We start from the raw sequence: 16,218 nt of genomic DNA, 5'->3' as shown, positions 1-16,218 counted from the left end.
CCCCGAAGAGAGCGGACACGATGACTCGATTCCTCGCGGGCGGCCGGCTGGCCGTCCTGGTCCTGTCCGCGACGCTGCTCGGCGGCTGCGCGGGCACGGGCGGCGCGGACAGCGCCGGCACGGACACCGTCGCCGCGCCGCCGCCCGGGAGCGGCTTCGACTATCAGCTCGGGGGACCCTACGACCCGCCGGAGGGGGCGACCGTCGTCGTCCGTGATCGGACCGCCCCGCCCGCCGGCGCGGGCTACGACGTCTGCTACGTGAACGGCTTCCAGACGCAGCCCGACGCGTCCGCGGCGTTCGCCCGCGACCATCCCGACCTGCTCCTCCATGTCGACGGCGAGCCGCTGGTCGATCCGGGGTGGCCGGACGAGTACCTGTTCGACACCTCCAGGGCGGAGAACCGCCGTCGGCTGGCGGCGATCGTCGGTCCCTGGATCGAGGGATGCCGCGAGTCGGGCTTCGACGGGGTGGAGATCGACAACCTCGACGCGTTCCTCCGCTCAGAGGGGGCGACGACGGCATCCGACAACCTCGCCCTCGCCGAGGAGTACGCGCGCATCGCGCACGACGCGGGACTCGCCATCGCGCAGAAGAACACCCCGGACCTGTCCAGCGAGCTCCGCGCGGCCGGGTACGACTTCGCGGTGGCGGAGTCGTGTCGGGAGTTCGACGAATGCGCCGCCTACACCGAGGTGTACGCCACCGTGCTCGACATCGAGTACACCGACGAGCTCGGGGCCGGCGGGTTCGACGACTCCTGCGCCGAGCCCGGCCGGCCGTCGTCGATGATCCTCCGCGACCCGGAGCTCGTCACGCCCGAGGACCCCGCGTACCGCTACGCGTCCTGCGGGCGATAGGCGGGACGCGCGAAGGAGGGGCGGAACGGCATCCCTCCGTCCCGCCCCTCGCCGATGCGACTAGCGCGTCATCGGCAGGACCGCGCCGGATAGGCCGCGGACGTCTGCGTCGTCACGTTCTTGCCGTCGACCGTCGAGGTCGCCGTCACCGTGAGGGAGCCCGCCTCCACGGCCGACGCCCGGACGGTGAGCGATCCCGAGGTGCGGGCGCCCGGCGTGAGGGACCCGAGGTTCCGCGACCCGTACGGCGACGACAGGGTGACCGTCACAGGCGAGGTGCCGGTGTTCTGCACGGTGCCGACGAGGACGACCTTGCCGCTGACGCAGCGCGAGGCGGCGGTCGCCGAGAGGGCGGGCGTGACCGTGACGGTCGTCGTCACCGTCCGCAGGGCGGGCAGCACCTCCTCGTCGCGGGTCATGTCGAAGACCGGACGGCCGTCGGCCGCGTAATGGATGCGCACGATGCGGGTGTCCCGTCCGTCGCCCCCGACCCCGTCGCCCCAGGTGTGGTAGACGTACAGGTCGTTCCCGTCCTCGTCCGTGGTGACCGAGCCGTGCCCGGGACCCTGCTCGTAGGTGCGGTAGTCGGTCACCCCGGCGGGCATCGGCTCGCTCTTCAGCAGCGGCAGGTCGTACTTGTGCCAGCTGTCGATGTCGGTGAGGTCGCTGTCCTCGTCGGCCCAGGCGCCGCCGACGATGTACTTCGGGCTCACGCCGTCGCTGGAGTAGACGAGGGTGATCCGGCCGTCCCGCTGGATGGCGAACGCCCCCTCGGCGAGCCGCTCCTCGAACGACAGGCTCGGCACGATGATCGGCACCGGTTCGCCGACGACGCGCGTCGGCTGCGCCGGGTCGACCTTGGCGATCCAGGTGGCCGGGTCGCTCAGCGGCGCTCCGACCGGCGTGTAGCGCTGCGACCAGGCGTAGTACGCCGTGCCGCCGGACTCGAAGTACGTCATGTCGAGGCTGATGTTGCGTCCGAACTCCGCGCGGCCCAGCGGCGACGCGTCGGCCTTGGTGACAGCGCTCGGCTTCGACCAGTCGGCCGGGTTCGCCGGGTCGCCGCCGTCGCGCAGCTGCATGATGTGCGCCTGCACCGTGAACCACGCGCCGCCCTGCGTCGACTGGTCGTTGTCCGGGTTGAAGCACGGTGCGAACAGGATCGACAGCTTGCCGCCGATCTCGTGGATCTCGGGCGCCCAGTAGCATCCCGCGATGACCTTGCCCTCGGCCGTGCGGTCGCCGCGCGTGTTCCGGTTGAGCAGGTCGACCTCGATGGAGCGGCCGCCGTTGACGTCCGCGAGCGCGTCGACCGTGTCCGCGACGCGGATCGGCAGGTGCGCGGAGGCGATGTTGTTGTTGTTCGTGTCGTCGGTCGCGATGAAGAGGTACTTCACTTCGCCGTCGCGCTCGTAGCGGTACATCGTCGGGTCGGCCCGGTTGAAGGCGAAAGGCTCGGCGTACTCGCGCTGACGCACGGTCCCGCTGACGGTGTACGTACCCGGCGCCGCCGTGGCGAGACGGTCGAGGTCCGCCTGGTTCCAGTCGACGCCGCGCGTCGCGGTCGACCCGTCCGAGTACGCCAGGTCGGCCTTCGTTCCCGCGAACGTGGACGCCTCGCCCTGGCGCACCACCTGCGGCTTCACCGACACGGCGGTGTTGACGATCCGTCCCAGACGGGCGGTCAGCGACGTCGCCGTCGCCCCCGACACGGGGAGGGTCCCGGCGGGACGCGCGTCCGCGACCCGGGAGGCGAAGCCGGACAGGTCGGGGCTCGCGACGGTGATCGCCGAGCCGGACAGGACCGCGCCGCGGTTGCCCTCCGTGACGACCCACGAGCGCTTGCCGTCGTTCGAAGGCCAGAACGGCGCCGTGCGCAGCTCCGTGCGCGCGAGGTCGGTGACGGTCGTCGAGCGGGCTGCGCCGGCCGCGTCCCTCCACGAGACGAGGTAGCGCTTCTGGTCGGAGTCGTAGACGGCGCGGGGCTCGACGACGCCCGCGGTGGTGCCCAGGTCGAGCAGCCCCAGCTCGGTGAAGTCGGTCGCACCGGCATCCGTCGCCTTGAAGACGAGCGCGCTCGAGGTCTGCGTGCCGTCCGCGCCGCCACCCTGCTGGACGCGGGTCGCGATCACGCCGATCGTGCCGTCGGCGAACGTGAACAGCGACGGGTTCGCGATCCCGCGGTGGTCGATGCGGTCGACCGCGAAGAACTCGCCCTCGGCGAAGGCGATACCGCCGTTCTTGTACAGCGGGGTCGCGTCGGCGGGCGACGTCCCGAGCGCGAGATGCAGGCTGCGGGCGACCGAGTCGGTGTTCGCGTTGCGCTCGCCGGTGGGGGTGCGGGTGTACGACACGAGCTGGCGCCCGGTCTGCGAGCTCAGCACCGTGACCGCGAAGGTCTTCGTGACCGTCGTCGCGCTGACGCGCACCCGCGCGACCAGCTGGACGGTGCGGTCCGCGGCCGTGGTGTTGGTCAGGGTGTCGTTCGCGGGGGCGGTGCCGTCGGCGGTCCACGCGATCGGGTACCCCGCCACGGTGGGAAGGGTGGTCCCGGATGCCACGACGGGCGGGACCACGAGGGCTGTCCGCAGACGCGCGGCGGCGTCGGCCTCGGTGTCCGCGGCGACGGTGACGCTGGTGGCCGCGCCGGTCGCGCTCGCTCCGGCGAGCGTCGCGGTCGGGGTGAGGGTGACGACGGCGTCGGGGGAGCCGGCCGCGGGACGACGCACCGTGCCGTTCGCACCGACCACCGCGGGGTCGCTGCTGGCCCAGGAGATGGCGGATCCGCCCGCTCCGCGGGTGGGCAGGGCGATGTCGCCGGTCACGGGGCCGGAGACGGGGACCCGGACGGCCTCCGCGTCGGCCTGGACGATGGCGGTCGCGGTGGGGGCGGCATCCATCCGGACCTGCTCGGGGGTCAGGGCCTGGGCGTAGACGTGCACGTCGTCGAGGGCGCCCGCGAAGAACGGGTCGGGACCGTAGAAGGACTTGCCGAGCAGGCCGGAGAACGCGCTGGTCCCCACGGTGGCGGCTCCGGTCACGGCGGTCGGGGTCGTCTCGACGAGGGTGCCGTCGACATAGGTGGACACGCTGACGCCGCTGCGGAGCACGACGGCGACGTGGCTCCACCGGCCGACGTCCGCGGGGCCGGGCGCGGAGGCCCGCTGCTCGGACCCGCTCTTGACGGCGCCGATCAGGCGGCCGCCGCACTGGGGGGTCGTGAAGAGGTAGCGGTCGCTGGACTGGCCGAGCGTGTAGGCCCAGGCGCAGCTCTGGTTCCCGTCCCAGCGCATCCATGCCGACATGGTGACGTCGGTCGTCGCGGCGGTGGTGAGCCCGGGAGCGATCTCGACGAACGCGGCGGCCGACCCGGCGGCGCCGCCGGGGAGCTTCAGCGCACGGTCGGACCCGCCGCGGGGTCCGGTGACGGAGGTCGCGCCCGTCCCGCGGACGGTGCCCGGGTGCGACCCCGCCGCGTCGGCGATCGTCGCGCCGGCCGCGAGAGCGGAACCGGGGGAGGTGGATGCCGCGAAGTCGTACGACAGGATCGGGGTCGGCGCCTCGGCGGCGGCGGCGGGCAGGCCCGGGAGCGCGAGCAGGCCGAGGGTGGTGGCGGCCACGACGACGGCGGAGAGCGGCCGGCGGGAACGGGGGCGTGCGGTCGTCTTCATCGACGGTTCCTCTCGGTTCGGCGGTGAACCAGGTGCGAACAGCGGCAGGACGCGGGGGTGGTCGCTGCCGTCCGGCGGGGTGCCGCCGGGTCCGGCGCCTACGGTAGCGGGAAATGTTCCCGCTAACAAGAGATCGATCCGCGTCAGTGCCGTCGGCGCAGGGCCGCCGACGCGACCGCGACGACCGTGCCCACCGCGACCCCGATGACGGTCTCGAGCACGCGGTCGCGCAGCAGCAGCTCCGGGGGTGTCGGGGACGCGAGCGACACCATGAGGAGCGCGAGCGGCGTGATGAAGACCATCGCGATGCCGTAGTTGCGCCCGACGAACAGCTCCGCCCCGGCCTGCAGGGCGACGGCGATGAGGATGACCGCCCATGCCGGCAGGTGGAGCGCGAGCAGGCCGGCCGCGACGAGGACGCCCAGCAGCGTGCCCGTCAGTCGCTGCGCGCCGCGGATTAGCCGCGCCGTGACGTGCGCACCGCCGACGGCGGCGACCGCGCCCACCACGGCCCAGTACCAGTGGGTGCCGACCAGGAGCAGCCCGGCGACCCCGGCCAGGAGCGCGGCCACGCCGACGGTCGCCGTCATCTCCCAGGCCACGGGCCCGATCGCCAGGCGCGGCTTGGACCGCGGGGAGCGCAGGCCGCGGCGGGCCAGCGCGAAGACGACGGTGACGAGCAGGCACCACGCGACGCTCGTCGCGCCGACGACGAGCACCTCGGCGAGGGAGAGCGGGGTCGCGGGGAAGCTGGCGCACGCCCCGACGGCGAACACCGCGAACAGCGCGCCCGGAGGATGCCACTGCGCACGGTACGCGAACAGCGTCACGGCCGCCGCGACGACGGCGATGACCGCGACCGCAAGGAGGGGCGGCGTCGACACGAGGGAGAGGGTCGTCCCGATGAGCATGCACGCGAGGAGCACGACACCGGCGGTCGTCTGCATGCGGAGCCGGACGCGGGCGGGATCCTGCCGACCGTACAGCGCGGCGAAGGCGCCGAAGCTGGCATAGACGCTCAGGTCGAGGCGATCGATGAGGAGCAGGATCAGCAGCGGCACGGCGACGCTGACCGCCGCGCGCAGCGCGACGCGGTGATCGCCCTGGTGCGGACCGATGCGGAGGACCCCGGTCCAGACTCGACCCCGGGATGCTTCTGCCACCCCTCCACCCTACGCCGGTGCCCGCGCCGGCCCGTCGGCCGTGGTCGCCCCCGCGTTCCCCGGCGCCGTGAGGTGGCGCAGATGCTCGCCGACGGGGGCTTCGAGCGTGCATTCGCGGCGAGTCAGCGCGGTCTGTGCCCCGATGCCGTGAGTTGGCGCAGATGTACGGGCGCGGCTGCTGTGGGCGTGCATTTGCGACAAGTCAGCGCCGTAGTGAGGTGCGCGAGTGAGGCGGGCGGGGGAGGGGGCTGCGGCGGGGGATGTCGGGCGGGCAGGGGCGCGGGGCGGCGGGCGTCAAGGGGAGCGGCATCCCGGGTCCCGTCTGCTCGACTGGACCCATGGATGCCGAACGGGAGAAAGCCCCCATCGAGCCCGGGCCCGAGCCCGACACGTCCACGGCCGCGGACGGCGGCCAGTCGGACCCCACGGTGGAGGGCGACGACCTGCCGCGGGAGTGACGTCCTTCGACGTCGAACGGAGCCTGCTCGCGCGGCGGCGGCGCTCCGTAGGGTGGGAAGCCCCGACCCGCCCGAGGAGAGACGTGTTCCGCACGCCCCTGACCCTGTTCCGCACGCTCGCCATCGCCGAGGCCGTCTCCTGGACGCTGCTCATCGGCGGCCTGATCCTGAGGGCGACGGCCGACCTGTCCGTTGCGGTGTCGATCGGAGGCGGCATCCACGGCTTCGTCTTCCTCGCCTACGGGGCGACGGCCGTGCTCGTCGCTCTCAACCAGCGGTGGGGGATCGGGCCGACCGCGCTCGCCGTGGTCAGCGCGGTGATCCCGTACGCGACGATCCCGACCGAGATCTGGCTGCAGCGCAGCGGCCGACTGCGGGGATCGTGGCGTCGCGAGGAGAGCGACGATCCGCGCGACCGGCGGCCGGTGGACCGGCTGCTGCGCTTCTTCCTGCGTCGGCCCGGGGTGCTGGGTCTGCTCCTCGCCGCGGCCGTGGCGGTGGTGTTCGTCGTCCTGCTCGTCGTGGGCCCGCCCGGCGGCAAGGGCTGAGCCGCCCGGCGGCGTCGCGCGTCAGCGTCGCGTCGACACCGTCACCGTGAACTTGGCGTTCCGCGCCACCTGCCGCGTCGGCCCGACGAGGCGCTCCAGCGCGGGGCGGTAGCGCAGCGGAGAGTTCCAGACCGTCCACAGCTCGCCGCCCGACCGGAGCACCCGCGCGGCGTCGGCGAACAGCCGCGGGGCGACGTCCTCGGTGACGGCCGCTCCGACGTGGAACGGCGGGTTCAGCGCGATGAAGGTCGCACTGCCGTCCGCGCGCGACCGCAGCATGTCGTCGCGCACGACCTCGACCCGGTCGGCGACGTCGTTCGCGGCAGCGGTGGCGCGCGCGGAGGCGACCGCCGCGGCGGACTGGTCGCAGGCGACCACGCGCAGAGACGGATGCCGCCGGGCCAGCGTCGCGGCGACGATCCCGGTTCCGCAGGCCAGATCGATGGCTTCGGGTCCCGTCGGCGCGGGAAGGTGAGCGAGCAGCAGCCGCGTGCCGATGTCGATCGCGGCGCCGGCGAACGCGCCGCCGAACGCCCGGATCTCGAGGCCGTCCGCGCGAGCGGCATCCGGTTCCGGGTCGATCCCGTCGTGCGGGTCCCGCGCGAGGAGCACCCGGGACTTCTGCCGGGCATGCGTCACGTCGACGCGGTCGAACCGCCGGCGCAGCACGTCGTTCATGGCGACCGTCATGTGCTTGAGTCGGCCGCCGGCGACCACGACCACGGACGGATCGGCGTGCGCGGCGATGAGCCCGGCGATGTCGTCGAGCGCGCGGAGAGACCGGGGCAGGCGGAGCAGGACGGTCCGGGCGCCGGTCACGAGGTCGGCATCCAGGAGGGGGTGCGTTGCGAACGTGCCGTCCAGCCCGAGTGTCTCGGCATTGGCCGCCAGTGCGCGCTCCCCGGTGAGGGCGTCTTGATGGACCCGGATGCCACGCGCTCCCGCGTGCGCCGCGGCCAGGGTCAGCGCGCCGTAGCCGTCGCCGATGACGACGAGATCGCCGTCCTGCGCGGCGGCGCGGGACTCCGCCGACTCGTCGAGGATCAACCGGTCGGCGGCGTCGAAGGGCAGGAGGTCGGGGCCCTCGAGATCGGGGCGGCGACGGAGCGCGTCGAACGGGAAGGACACGTCGGATGCGGCTGCGGGGCAGCCGGAGGTCTTTACCGGGTGCCGAAGTGGAACGGCACGGCCAGCGCGGCCGCGACGAGCAGGACGCCCAGGGCGAACCACAGCGCCGGTGCGGCCAGCGAGAACGAGAGGCCGGTGAGCAGCATGCCGGCGAGGAACAGCACGAGAGAGATGATGAACATGAGGGGGTCCCTTCGGTCGTCCCAGGCTATCGTGCCCCGTCGGCGGCCTCGCGCACCGCGGCCCTCTCGCCGAGCGCCGCGTGCGCCCAGAGCGTGCTGCCGGCGACCGCGGCGGGCATGATCGCCACCGCCCCGAGCGGGACGAGGAAGCACAGCTGCGTCGCGACGCCGAAGCCGAGGGCGCGGGCGCGGTTGCGCCGGAGGAGTGACCGGCGGGCGCGGCGGTCCAGCCCGCGGGCGGAGAGGGCCCGCGAGGTCAGCTCGTCGGCGAGGAGCCACCCGGTGAGGACGATACCGACGGTCGCTCCGAGGACGCCGCCGACGAGGGGGACGAGTCCCACGAGCCAGGCGACGAGAGCGGCCAGGATGCCGCGGACCACCAGCCGTACGCTGTCTCCCGCCGCACGCCAGAACCCGTACTCCGTGTCCGGGACCTGCCCGGTGGCCGACTTCTCGGTGGCGCGCCAGATTCGGTCGTAGACGGGCTCGCCGACGGTCAGCGTCACCGCGGTGAAGGTGACCGCGACGATCAGGAGGGCCGCGCCGAAGGATGCGACGCCCACGGCGACCCGCAGCGCGTCCGACCAGAACGGCGCCCAGCTGTCGGCGAAGGGCGTCCAGTCGTCGACGACGTTCGACAGCGTGATGCCCCAGGCGACGAGCGCGCCGACGGCGACCAGACCGACGACCGCACCGGGGATGAGTCCGAGCGCCATCGCGCCTGGCGTGCGTCGCCACTGACCGAGGCCGCGGCCGAGCATCCCGGCACCGGCGAGGAATTCGCGCATGCGGTCAGTCTCGCAGAACGCGCCTCACCGCCCGGGGATCTGCTGCAGCGTCCACCGGTTCCCGTCGGGGTCCGCGAACGTGACGAAACGCCCCCACGCCTGCTCGTCGACGCCGTCGGCGACCGCACCGGCGTCCCGCAGCTGCGCGAGCGCCGCGTCGGCGTCCGGGACCACGACCTGGATCGTGTCCTGCTGCCCCGGCTGCAGCGTCAAGCCGAGTCCGGTGCCGAAGGCGATGGAGCACGCCGACCCGGGTGGGGTCATCTGCACGAAGCGCAGCTCGTCGTTCACTCGCTGGTCGTCGTCGGCGTGGAAGCCGATGCGTTCGTAGAACTCCTTCGCCCGGTCCACGTCCGACACCGGGACGAAGATGAGCTCGATCTTCCATTCCATGACGGTCCTCCCTCGTGTGCGGCCAGTATGCTCCGGGCCTCCGACATCGGACACCCCCCGGCGGGCCCGGATGGATGCCGGGCCGGTGGCATCCATCCGGGTCCGTGCTGTCGTGTCGGGGTCGTCGTCCGTGCCGTCGTGCGGAGTCCGGGCGCGACACGCCGTGGGGGTGGGCCCGGGAGGCGGCGTGTCGCCCGCGAGTCCGCAGGACGGCACGTCCCGCGACGGGCCGCGCCGCTGAAAGGATGGCGGAATGCGCCTCCGCACCACCTCGACGCAGCGGACCTACCGATACGTCCGTCTGGTCCTCGTCGGGGCCTCCGTGCTGCTGGCGGTCTCGGTCGCGGTCCAGTTCGTCGTCGGCGGGCCGCTGTCCTCCCTCAGCGCCGCGTACTACTCGCCGGCGGGGCCGGTGTTCGTGGGGAGCCTCTTCGCGGTCGCGGCCGCCCTCGTGGCGCTCTCGGGCCGGAGCCTCGAGCAGGGGCTGCTCGACGTCGCCGCGGTGCTCGCGCTCGTCGTGGCCGTGGTGCCGACCACCGTCGACGGGGACGCGTGTCCGGCGGGCGGACGCTGCGTCCCGCCCGAGGTCGTGCCGACCGTGGCGAACAACGCCGTCTCCGTGGCATCCGTCGTCGTCCTCGGAGCCGTCGCGGCGGCGATCCTGGCGCGGGTGCAGGGGACCGCGAGCCGGGGGGTCGCGATCACGATCGGTGTCATCCTGGCCCTGGTCGTCGGCGGCGCCCTGTGGGCTGCTTCGTCGCCGCAGGGGTTCCTCCTGGCGGCGCACACCGTCGCGGCCGTGGCGTTCTTCGCGCTCGTCGGGGCGGTCGCGGCGCTCGCCGCCCGACGTCCGCCGTCACCGGGACGACGCCCCCGCGGGGTGCGCGTCGCCTATGCAGTCGTGGCCGGCGGCATCCTCCTGACCCTGGTGCTGTTGCTCGTCGCGCTCGTGCTCGAGGGGACGGCCGTGGTGGACCTCCGCGGGTTCCCGGTGGTCCTCGTCGGGGAGGCGGCGGCGCTCCTCCTGTTCCTCGTGTTCTGGGTCGTGCAGACCGTCGAGCTGTGGGACGACGTGGACCCGCGCCTGGGTCCGGGAATACCGGCGGCATCGTCACGTTGAACTTGATACGTCGAGACTCAAGTAGCAAACTTGCGTCAGATCGACTCACGTATCACAGGAGACGAATTGCCCGAGAACCTCACCCCCGGCGCCGGCGACGACGGCGCCCAGTCGTTCGACGAGTTCCTCGCGCGCTACCTCGCGGGAGAGCGGGCGCGCGCCGAGCGCTCCATCGACCTCAGCCGCTTCTTGAGCGCGCGGACGCAGGAGGCCCTTCAGGCCGCCGGCCGCTACGCCCTCGGACGCGGCCAGCGCGAGCTCGACGCCCTGCACGTGCTGCACGTGCTCGTCGGCCAGTCGCCCGCCCGCGACGCCGTCACGCGTCTGGGCGCGGACCCGTCCGCCATCGCCCGCGCGGCGGAGAGTCGCCTGCCCGCCGCCGGTGCCGCCGCCGACGTCGACGGTGCCGTCGTCGCGGGCTCGGTTCAGCGTGCGCTGTTCCACGCCTTCCAGGTCGCCCGCGCCGCCGGATCGACCTACGTCGACCCCGACCACCTGTTCTTCGCCCTCGTGCTCGCGCAGGACGCCCCCGCCGGGCAGATCCTCGCGCAGGCCGGCGTCACCGCCGAGGCCCTGACCCAGGGGGTCCGAGAGACCGTCGTGGGCGGCGACGAGACGCTCGCGCCCGCCGAAGAGGCATCCACGACCCCGAACCTCGACCGCTTCGGCACCGACCTGACCGCCCGCGCGGCGGCCGGCGAGCTCGACCCGGTCATCGGGCGCGCGGACGAGATCGAGCAGACGATCGAGATCCTCAGCCGTCGCACGAAGAACAACCCCGTCCTGATCGGCGAGGCCGGCGTCGGCAAGACCGCCATCGTCGAGGGTCTCGCCCGGGCGATCGTGGCCGAGGAGGTCCCGGAGCAGCTGCGCGGCACGCGCGTCGTGTCGATCGACCTCGCCGCCATGCTCTCCGGCGCCCGCTACCGCGGCGACTTCGAGGAGCGCCTCACCCAGACGATGGACGAGATCGCCGCCCACAAGGGCTCGCTCGTCGTGTTCATCGACGAGGTGCACACGCTCGTCGGCGCCGGCGGCACCGGCGACGGCTCGATGGATGCCGGGAACATCCTCAAGCCCCGCCTCGCCCGCGGCGACCTCCACCTGGTGGGGGCCACCACCCTGAACGAGTACCGCACCATCGAGAAGGACCCCGCCCTCGAGCGCCGCCTGCAGCCGGTCCGCGTCGGCGAGCCGTCGATCCCGGATGCCGTGGAGATCCTGCGCGGCCTGCGCTCGGCCTACGAGGAGCACCACCAGGTGACCTACACCGACGACGCCCTGCGCGCGGCGGTGGAGCTGGGCGACCGCTACCTGCCCGACCGCGTCCTCCCGGACAAGGCCATCGACCTCATCGACCAGGCCGGCGCGCGGCTGCGGCTGCGCCTCGGCGCGAAGGTCGACGTGTCGGCCCTCGTCGCGCGGCTCGCGACGCTCGAGGCGGACAAGAACGCCGCGGTGTCCGCCGAGCACTACGAGGAGGCCTCGCGCATCCGCGACGAGATCGCCGACGTGCAGGTCCGGCTCGACAGCGCCACGTCCGCGCCGTCCGCCGGGGCGGTCGTCGACGAGCCCGAGATCGCCGCCGTCATCAGCCGGGCCACCGGCATCCCCGTCGCCCGCCTCACCGAGACGGAGCGCGGCCGCCTGGCGCAGCTGGAGGACGAGCTGCACGCGCGCGTCGTCGGACAGGACGACGCGGTGACCGCCGTGTCCAAGGCCGTCCGCCGCAACCGCACCGGTATGGGCGACGCCCGCCGCCCCGTCGGGTCGTTCCTCTTCCTCGGACCGACCGGCGTCGGCAAGACCGAGCTGGCCAAGGCCCTGGCGTCGTCGCTGTTCGACGACGAGGGCGCGGTCATCCGGTTCGACATGAGCGAGTTCGGCGAGCGCCACACCGTGTCGCGCCTGGTCGGCGCCCCTCCGGGATACGTCGGCTACGACGAGGCCGGACAGCTCACCGAGCGCGTCCGCCGCAACCCGTACGCGGTCGTCCTGTTCGACGAGATCGAGAAGGCCCACCCCGACGTGTTCAACCTGCTGCTGCAGGTGCTCGACGACGGACGCCTGACCGACGGACAGGGGCGCACGGTGGACTTCCGGAACACGGTGATCGTGATGACCTCGAACCTCGGCAGCGAGTTCCTGGCATCCCGCTCCGGAGCGATCGGCTTCACGACGACCGGACGCGACTTCGCCGACGACGACCTGCGCGACCGCGTCATGGGCAAGCTGCGGGAGGCGATGCGGCCGGAGTTCCTCAACCGCATCGACGACATCGTCATGTTCCGCAAGCTCGAGAAGGAGCAGCTGCGCGAGATCGTCCGGCTCATGCTCGGCGCGACGGCGCGACGGCTCGCCGCCCGCGAGGTGGGCCTCGAGGTCACCGAGGCCGCCGTCGACCGGCTGGCGGAGGTCGGCTACGAGCCCGAGTACGGCGCCCGGCCGCTGCGCCGGCTCATCCAGCGCGAGGTCGACGACCGCATCGCCGACCTGTTCGTCTCGGGCGAGCTCGCCGACGGGGGAGCGGTGACAGTGGATGCCACGGCCTCCGGCTTCGTCGTGACGGCGGGGTCGCGCGTCGAGGCGCTCGCCGCGTAGTCGCGGATCGCACGCCCCCGGGGTCTTCGGACCTCGGGGGCGTTTCCGTGCCCGGGGGCGTGTCGGGCTTCGGCGGGCCGTCGTCGTACTCCGGAGTTTCCGGGGCGGGTGTGCGGCTGTGGCGTGGCGGGCCGTCGCCGTACTCCTGAGTTTTCGGGGCGGGTGTGCGGCTGTGGCGTGGCGGGCCGTCGTCGTACTCCTGGGTTTGCGGGGCGGGGGTGCGGCTGTGGCGTGGCGGGCCGTCGCCGTACTCCTGAGTTTTCGGGGCGGGGGTGCGGCTGTGGCGTGGCGGGCCGTCGCCGTACTCCTGAGTTTTCGGGGCCGCAGGGCCGGGAACAGGCCGATTCGGGACCCGCGGCGCGAACTTTCCGGAGTTCGGCGAGGTCGGGTGGGGGGAGGCGGGGAGGGGGCGGCGGGACTTCTCCGGAGGTCGGCGAGGTGGAGCCGGACGGCGGGTCGCACACCGTCGCGCGGGCGCGCCAGGGGCTGACGCGATGTCGGTGGGGCGCGGCAGAGTGAAGGCATGAGTCGTATCGGCACGATCTTCAGCCCGTACCCGCATCCGCCCGAGGAGCTGCGCGACGCCGCGCGGGCCGCGGAGGACGCGGGGGTGGCCGAGCTGTGGCTGTGGGAGGACTGCTTCCGGTCCTCCGCGTGGGCGGCGGCCGCCGCGGCCCTCGCCGTCACCGACCACCTCCGCATCGGCGTCGGCATCGCCCCGCTCCCGCTGCGCAACGTCGCGGCCTCGGCCATGGAGGTCGCCACGATCGAGCGGATGTTCCCCGGACGCCTGCTGCCCGGATTCGGACACGGCGTGCAGGACTGGATGCGGCAGGTCGGCGCCAAGGCCGCCTCCCCGCTGACGCTCATGCAGGAGCAGCTGCCGGCGCTGCGCGCGCTGCTGGCCGGCGAGACCGTCACGACCGCGGGCCGCTACGTGCGGCTCCGCGACGTCGCGCTCGACTGGCCGCCCGCGGTCGCCCCCCGTGTCTACGCCGCCGCCGAGGGCCCGAAGACCCTGCGCCTCGCCGGGGCGGTGGCCGACGGCGTCGTGCTCGACAGCCGGCACACGATCGAGGAGGTCGCCGCCGCCGTCGACGAGGTGCACGCCGGTCGCCGCGAGGCCGGCCGCGAGGGGCGCGCCGACGTCGTCGCGTACGTGCTGACGGCGTTCGGGCCCGACGCCGAGGAGAGCGTCACCGCCCGCATGACGGACCGGCCGGATGCCGCCGAGCGTGCGCTGTTCGGATCGGTGTCCGCGGTGGCCGAGGGCGTCGCACGCTTCCACGCCGCGGGAGTCGACGACGTCGTCCTGCTCCCCACGGACGACGTCGACCTCGCCGCGTTCCTCTCCGCGGCGGGACAGGTGACCGTCGCGTCGCCCGACGCGGAGTCCGGGGCCGCCCGGGGTCCGTCCGACAGCCGGGCTCAGCCGACCGAGGGAGGCGTCGCGTGAGCCGGGGGACGGTGTCGCTCGGCGTCGCCGGCTCGCTCGGACCCGCCGCCATCGCGCAGATCGCGGTCGCCGCAGAGAAGGCCGGGTTCGACACCCTCTGGGTCAACGACACCCCCGACGGCGACGCCCTGGCAGCGCTCGCGGCCGCGGCGGAGGTCACCGGCCGCCTGCGCCTGGCCACCGGCGTCGTGCCCGTGGACCGTCGGTCCCCGTCGATGATCGCCGAGGAGGTGGCATCCCTTGGTCTGCCGACGGAACGGCTGACCCTCGGCATCGGCTCGGGCATCGCGCGCGAGGGCGCGCTGGGCCGGGTCCGCGAGGCCGTCGAGGTGCTGCACGACGCAGGGGTTCCGCGCGTGGTGGTCGGGGCGCTCGGCCCCAAGATGCGTCGCCTGGGCGCGACCGCGGCGGAGGGCGTGCTCCTGAACTGGGTGCCGCCGGTCGAGGCCGCGGCGCAGACCCGCGAGCTGAAGGCCCTGGCGTCGACCGCCCATGTCGCCGTGTACGTCCGCACCGCCATCGTGTCGGCCGCCCGCGCGCGGCTCGACGCCGAGACGGCGCGCTACGCCGCGTTCCCGAACTACGCGGCGAACTTCGCCCGGATGGGGGTGGATGCCGCGGCCACGACCATCCGCGACGTGACCGAGCTCGGCGACGCGCTGGAGGCCTACACCGGGGCCGCGGACGAGGTCGTGCTGCGCGCGATCGTGCCCGAGGACACGGTCGAGGCGTACGTCGACTTCGCCTGGCGCACTGCGCCCGCACCGCGCTGACCGACCCCGGGCGCACCGCGCCCGCACCGCGCTGACCGAGCCCCGGCGCACCGCGCCCGCACCGCACTGACGGAGCCCTGGCGCACCGCGCGCCGCCGCGCTGACCGAGCCCCGGCGCACCGCGCGCCGCCGACGAGGCCGCGAACCTGACAGGAAGAAACGAATCGTCACGGAATTTCTCGTGCGACGCCCCACGTTGTGAAATGTCGATGATGTCTTCCCCCCAGACCCCCGCCCCGGCCGCGCACACCGCGTGGATCGCCTCCCGTCGCGCGACCGTGACCGCCCCGCAGGGCGCCCTCGCCCTCGTCCTGACGCATTGGTCGGCCGCCGGTGCGCCTCCGGTGCCGGAGTCCGTCGCGCGCGAGGGGCATCCCGACGCCGCGCTGCTCACCCGCCTGCACCGCGAGGACATCGACTCCGGCGAGCCGCAGGAGGGCTACCGCATCTGGCGACAGGACTCTCCGGCGAACCTGGCGTTCGAAGGCATCGAGTACTACGACTACGACCCGTCCTGGGTGCTCCCCGGTCGCTTCGAGCTCGTCGACGAGGAGCGCGTCGTGCCGTTCGAGCACATCCGCGACGACGGCGCGACGCGGGCGCTCCCCGTCTCGGGGGACCTCGTCTTCGAGCGCGACGGGCAGGAGTTCCGGCTCGCGGCGTTCGACACCGCCTACGGCGGCTCCGCCAAGCTCCAGCTCGTGTTCGGCGACACGACGAACGGCGCCGAGAGCTACGGCGCCGGTCGCTTCCTCTTCCTCGACCGGCCGGCGTCCGAGCGCCCGCTCGTCCCCGGCGACGTCGTGGACCTCGAGATCGACTTCAACCGCGCGATCGTGCCGCCCTGCGGATTCTCCAGCCAGATGAACTGCCCGCTGCCGCCGCCCCAGAACCGGCTGCCCCTCCCCGTCCGCGCGGGGGAGAAGCGGGTCCGCTTCGCCGGCGATTTCCACCCCTGACACGGGCGGCGGCGCCGGCCCGATGAGGCCGTCAGCGCCCCCGCGGCCGCCCCCCGCGGCATCCATCCCGCCCCACCTCGCACACCCGCCGCGGAACGCCACCCGCGGCATCCACCCC

13 protein-coding genes are annotated in these 16,218 nt (G+C 73.8%); 7 read left to right on the top strand and 6 right to left on the bottom strand.

The features are described from left to right. The first annotated feature begins 20 nt into the window (after positions 1-20). Entirely contained in the window at positions 21-860 is an 840-nt protein-coding gene (locus ACO03V_RS05710; RefSeq protein WP_423136921.1) for an endo alpha-1,4 polygalactosaminidase, read from the top strand. A 68-nt stretch (positions 861-928) separates the two neighbouring features. Here the strand turns inward: ACO03V_RS05710 and ACO03V_RS05705 are convergent, their stop codons facing one another. Next, positions 929-4,531, bottom strand: a complete 3,603-nt coding sequence (locus tag ACO03V_RS05705; protein WP_423136920.1) for a LamG-like jellyroll fold domain-containing protein — start codon at positions 4,529-4,531, stop codon at positions 929-931. 143 nt (positions 4,532-4,674) lie between these two features. Then, positions 4,675-5,694 (bottom strand): FUSC family protein, encoded by a 1,020-nt coding sequence (locus ACO03V_RS05700; protein WP_423136919.1) that lies wholly within the window; start codon positions 5,692-5,694, stop codon positions 4,675-4,677. Between the two features lie 541 nt (positions 5,695-6,235). On the opposite strand from ACO03V_RS05700, the gene ACO03V_RS05695 reads away from it, so the two are divergent. Then, positions 6,236-6,700 carry a DUF3817 domain-containing protein gene (locus ACO03V_RS05695; protein ID WP_367726297.1) on the top strand — a complete coding sequence of 155 codons (465 nt, stop codon included), beginning with the start codon at positions 6,236-6,238 and terminating at the stop codon, positions 6,698-6,700. A gap of 21 nt (positions 6,701-6,721) precedes the next feature. Here ACO03V_RS05695 and ACO03V_RS05690 read toward each other — a convergent pair whose 3' ends face one another. Genes ACO03V_RS05690 through ACO03V_RS05675 form a run of 4 tightly spaced genes read right to left on the bottom strand, consistent with a single transcriptional unit; the run spans position 6,722 to position 9,191 of the window. Then, positions 6,722-7,828, bottom strand: coding sequence for a class I SAM-dependent methyltransferase (locus tag ACO03V_RS05690; protein ID WP_423136918.1), 1,107 nt, complete (start codon positions 7,826-7,828; stop codon positions 6,722-6,724). A gap of 32 nt (positions 7,829-7,860) precedes the next feature. Further along, a complete protein-coding gene (locus ACO03V_RS05685; RefSeq protein WP_367726299.1) occupies positions 7,861-8,010 on the bottom strand; it encodes a hypothetical protein in 150 nt (49 codons plus the stop codon). A gap of 26 nt (positions 8,011-8,036) precedes the next feature. Beyond that, complete coding sequence (locus ACO03V_RS05680; protein WP_423136917.1) at positions 8,037-8,798, bottom strand: EI24 domain-containing protein; 762 nt, start codon at positions 8,796-8,798, stop codon at positions 8,037-8,039. Positions 8,799-8,822: 24 nt separating this feature from the next. Beyond that, positions 8,823-9,191 (bottom strand): VOC family protein, encoded by a 369-nt coding sequence (locus tag ACO03V_RS05675; RefSeq protein ID WP_423136916.1) that lies wholly within the window; start codon positions 9,189-9,191, stop codon positions 8,823-8,825. A 253-nt stretch (positions 9,192-9,444) separates the two neighbouring features. On the opposite strand from ACO03V_RS05675, the gene ACO03V_RS05670 reads away from it, so the two are divergent. From ACO03V_RS05670 to ACO03V_RS05650, 5 genes are all read left to right on the top strand, one after another. Continuing rightward, positions 9,445-10,311: a hypothetical protein gene (locus ACO03V_RS05670; protein ID WP_423136915.1), complete on the top strand. Its 867-nt coding sequence runs from the start codon at positions 9,445-9,447 to the stop codon at positions 10,309-10,311. Positions 10,312-10,377: 66 nt separating this feature from the next. Next, on the top strand, positions 10,378-12,912 hold the full coding sequence (locus ACO03V_RS05665) for an ATP-dependent Clp protease ATP-binding subunit (protein WP_423136914.1): 2,535 nt from the start codon (positions 10,378-10,380) through the stop codon (positions 12,910-12,912). A gap of 523 nt (positions 12,913-13,435) precedes the next feature. Further along, positions 13,436-14,368, top strand: coding sequence for an LLM class flavin-dependent oxidoreductase (locus tag ACO03V_RS05660; protein WP_423136913.1), 933 nt, complete (start codon positions 13,436-13,438; stop codon positions 14,366-14,368). Beyond that, a complete protein-coding gene (locus ACO03V_RS05655) occupies positions 14,365-15,141 on the top strand; it encodes an LLM class flavin-dependent oxidoreductase (protein WP_423136912.1) in 777 nt (258 codons plus the stop codon). The genes ACO03V_RS05660 and ACO03V_RS05655 overlap by 4 nt, the downstream gene beginning before the upstream one ends. A 212-nt stretch (positions 15,142-15,353) precedes the next feature. Further along, positions 15,354-16,100 carry a DUF1684 domain-containing protein gene (locus ACO03V_RS05650; RefSeq protein ID WP_423136911.1) on the top strand — a complete coding sequence of 249 codons (747 nt, stop codon included), beginning with the start codon at positions 15,354-15,356 and terminating at the stop codon, positions 16,098-16,100. Positions 16,101-16,218 lie beyond the last annotated feature (118 nt).

The sequence above is a fragment of the Microbacterium sp. HMH0099 genome (assembly GCF_049384025.1).
Classification (GTDB): Bacteria; Actinomycetota; Actinomycetes; order Actinomycetales; family Microbacteriaceae; genus Microbacterium.
The sequence above is the reverse complement of the archived record's forward strand: the minus strand, read 5'-3'. Positions and strand labels throughout refer to the sequence as shown.

Excerpts from the sequence above, each read along its gene's own strand:
- ACO03V_RS05710 (WP_423136921.1), top strand. The coding sequence starts at position 21 with ATGACTCGATTCCTCGCGGGCGGCCGGCTGGCCGTCCTGGTCCTGTCC.
- ACO03V_RS05705 (WP_423136920.1), bottom strand. The coding sequence starts at position 4,531 with ATGAAGACGACCGCACGCCCCCGTTCCCGCCGGCCGCTCTCCGCCGTC.
- ACO03V_RS05685 (WP_367726299.1), bottom strand. The coding sequence starts at position 8,010 with ATGTTCATCATCTCTCTCGTGCTGTTCCTCGCCGGCATGCTGCTCACC.
- ACO03V_RS05680 (WP_423136917.1), bottom strand. The coding sequence starts at position 8,798 with ATGCGCGAATTCCTCGCCGGTGCCGGGATGCTCGGCCGCGGCCTCGGT.
- ACO03V_RS05675 (WP_423136916.1), bottom strand. The coding sequence starts at position 9,191 with ATGGAATGGAAGATCGAGCTCATCTTCGTCCCGGTGTCGGACGTGGAC.
- ACO03V_RS05670 (WP_423136915.1), top strand. The coding sequence starts at position 9,445 with ATGCGCCTCCGCACCACCTCGACGCAGCGGACCTACCGATACGTCCGT.
- ACO03V_RS05660 (WP_423136913.1), top strand. The coding sequence starts at position 13,436 with ATGAGTCGTATCGGCACGATCTTCAGCCCGTACCCGCATCCGCCCGAG.
- ACO03V_RS05650 (WP_423136911.1), top strand. The coding sequence starts at position 15,354 with ATGTCTTCCCCCCAGACCCCCGCCCCGGCCGCGCACACCGCGTGGATC.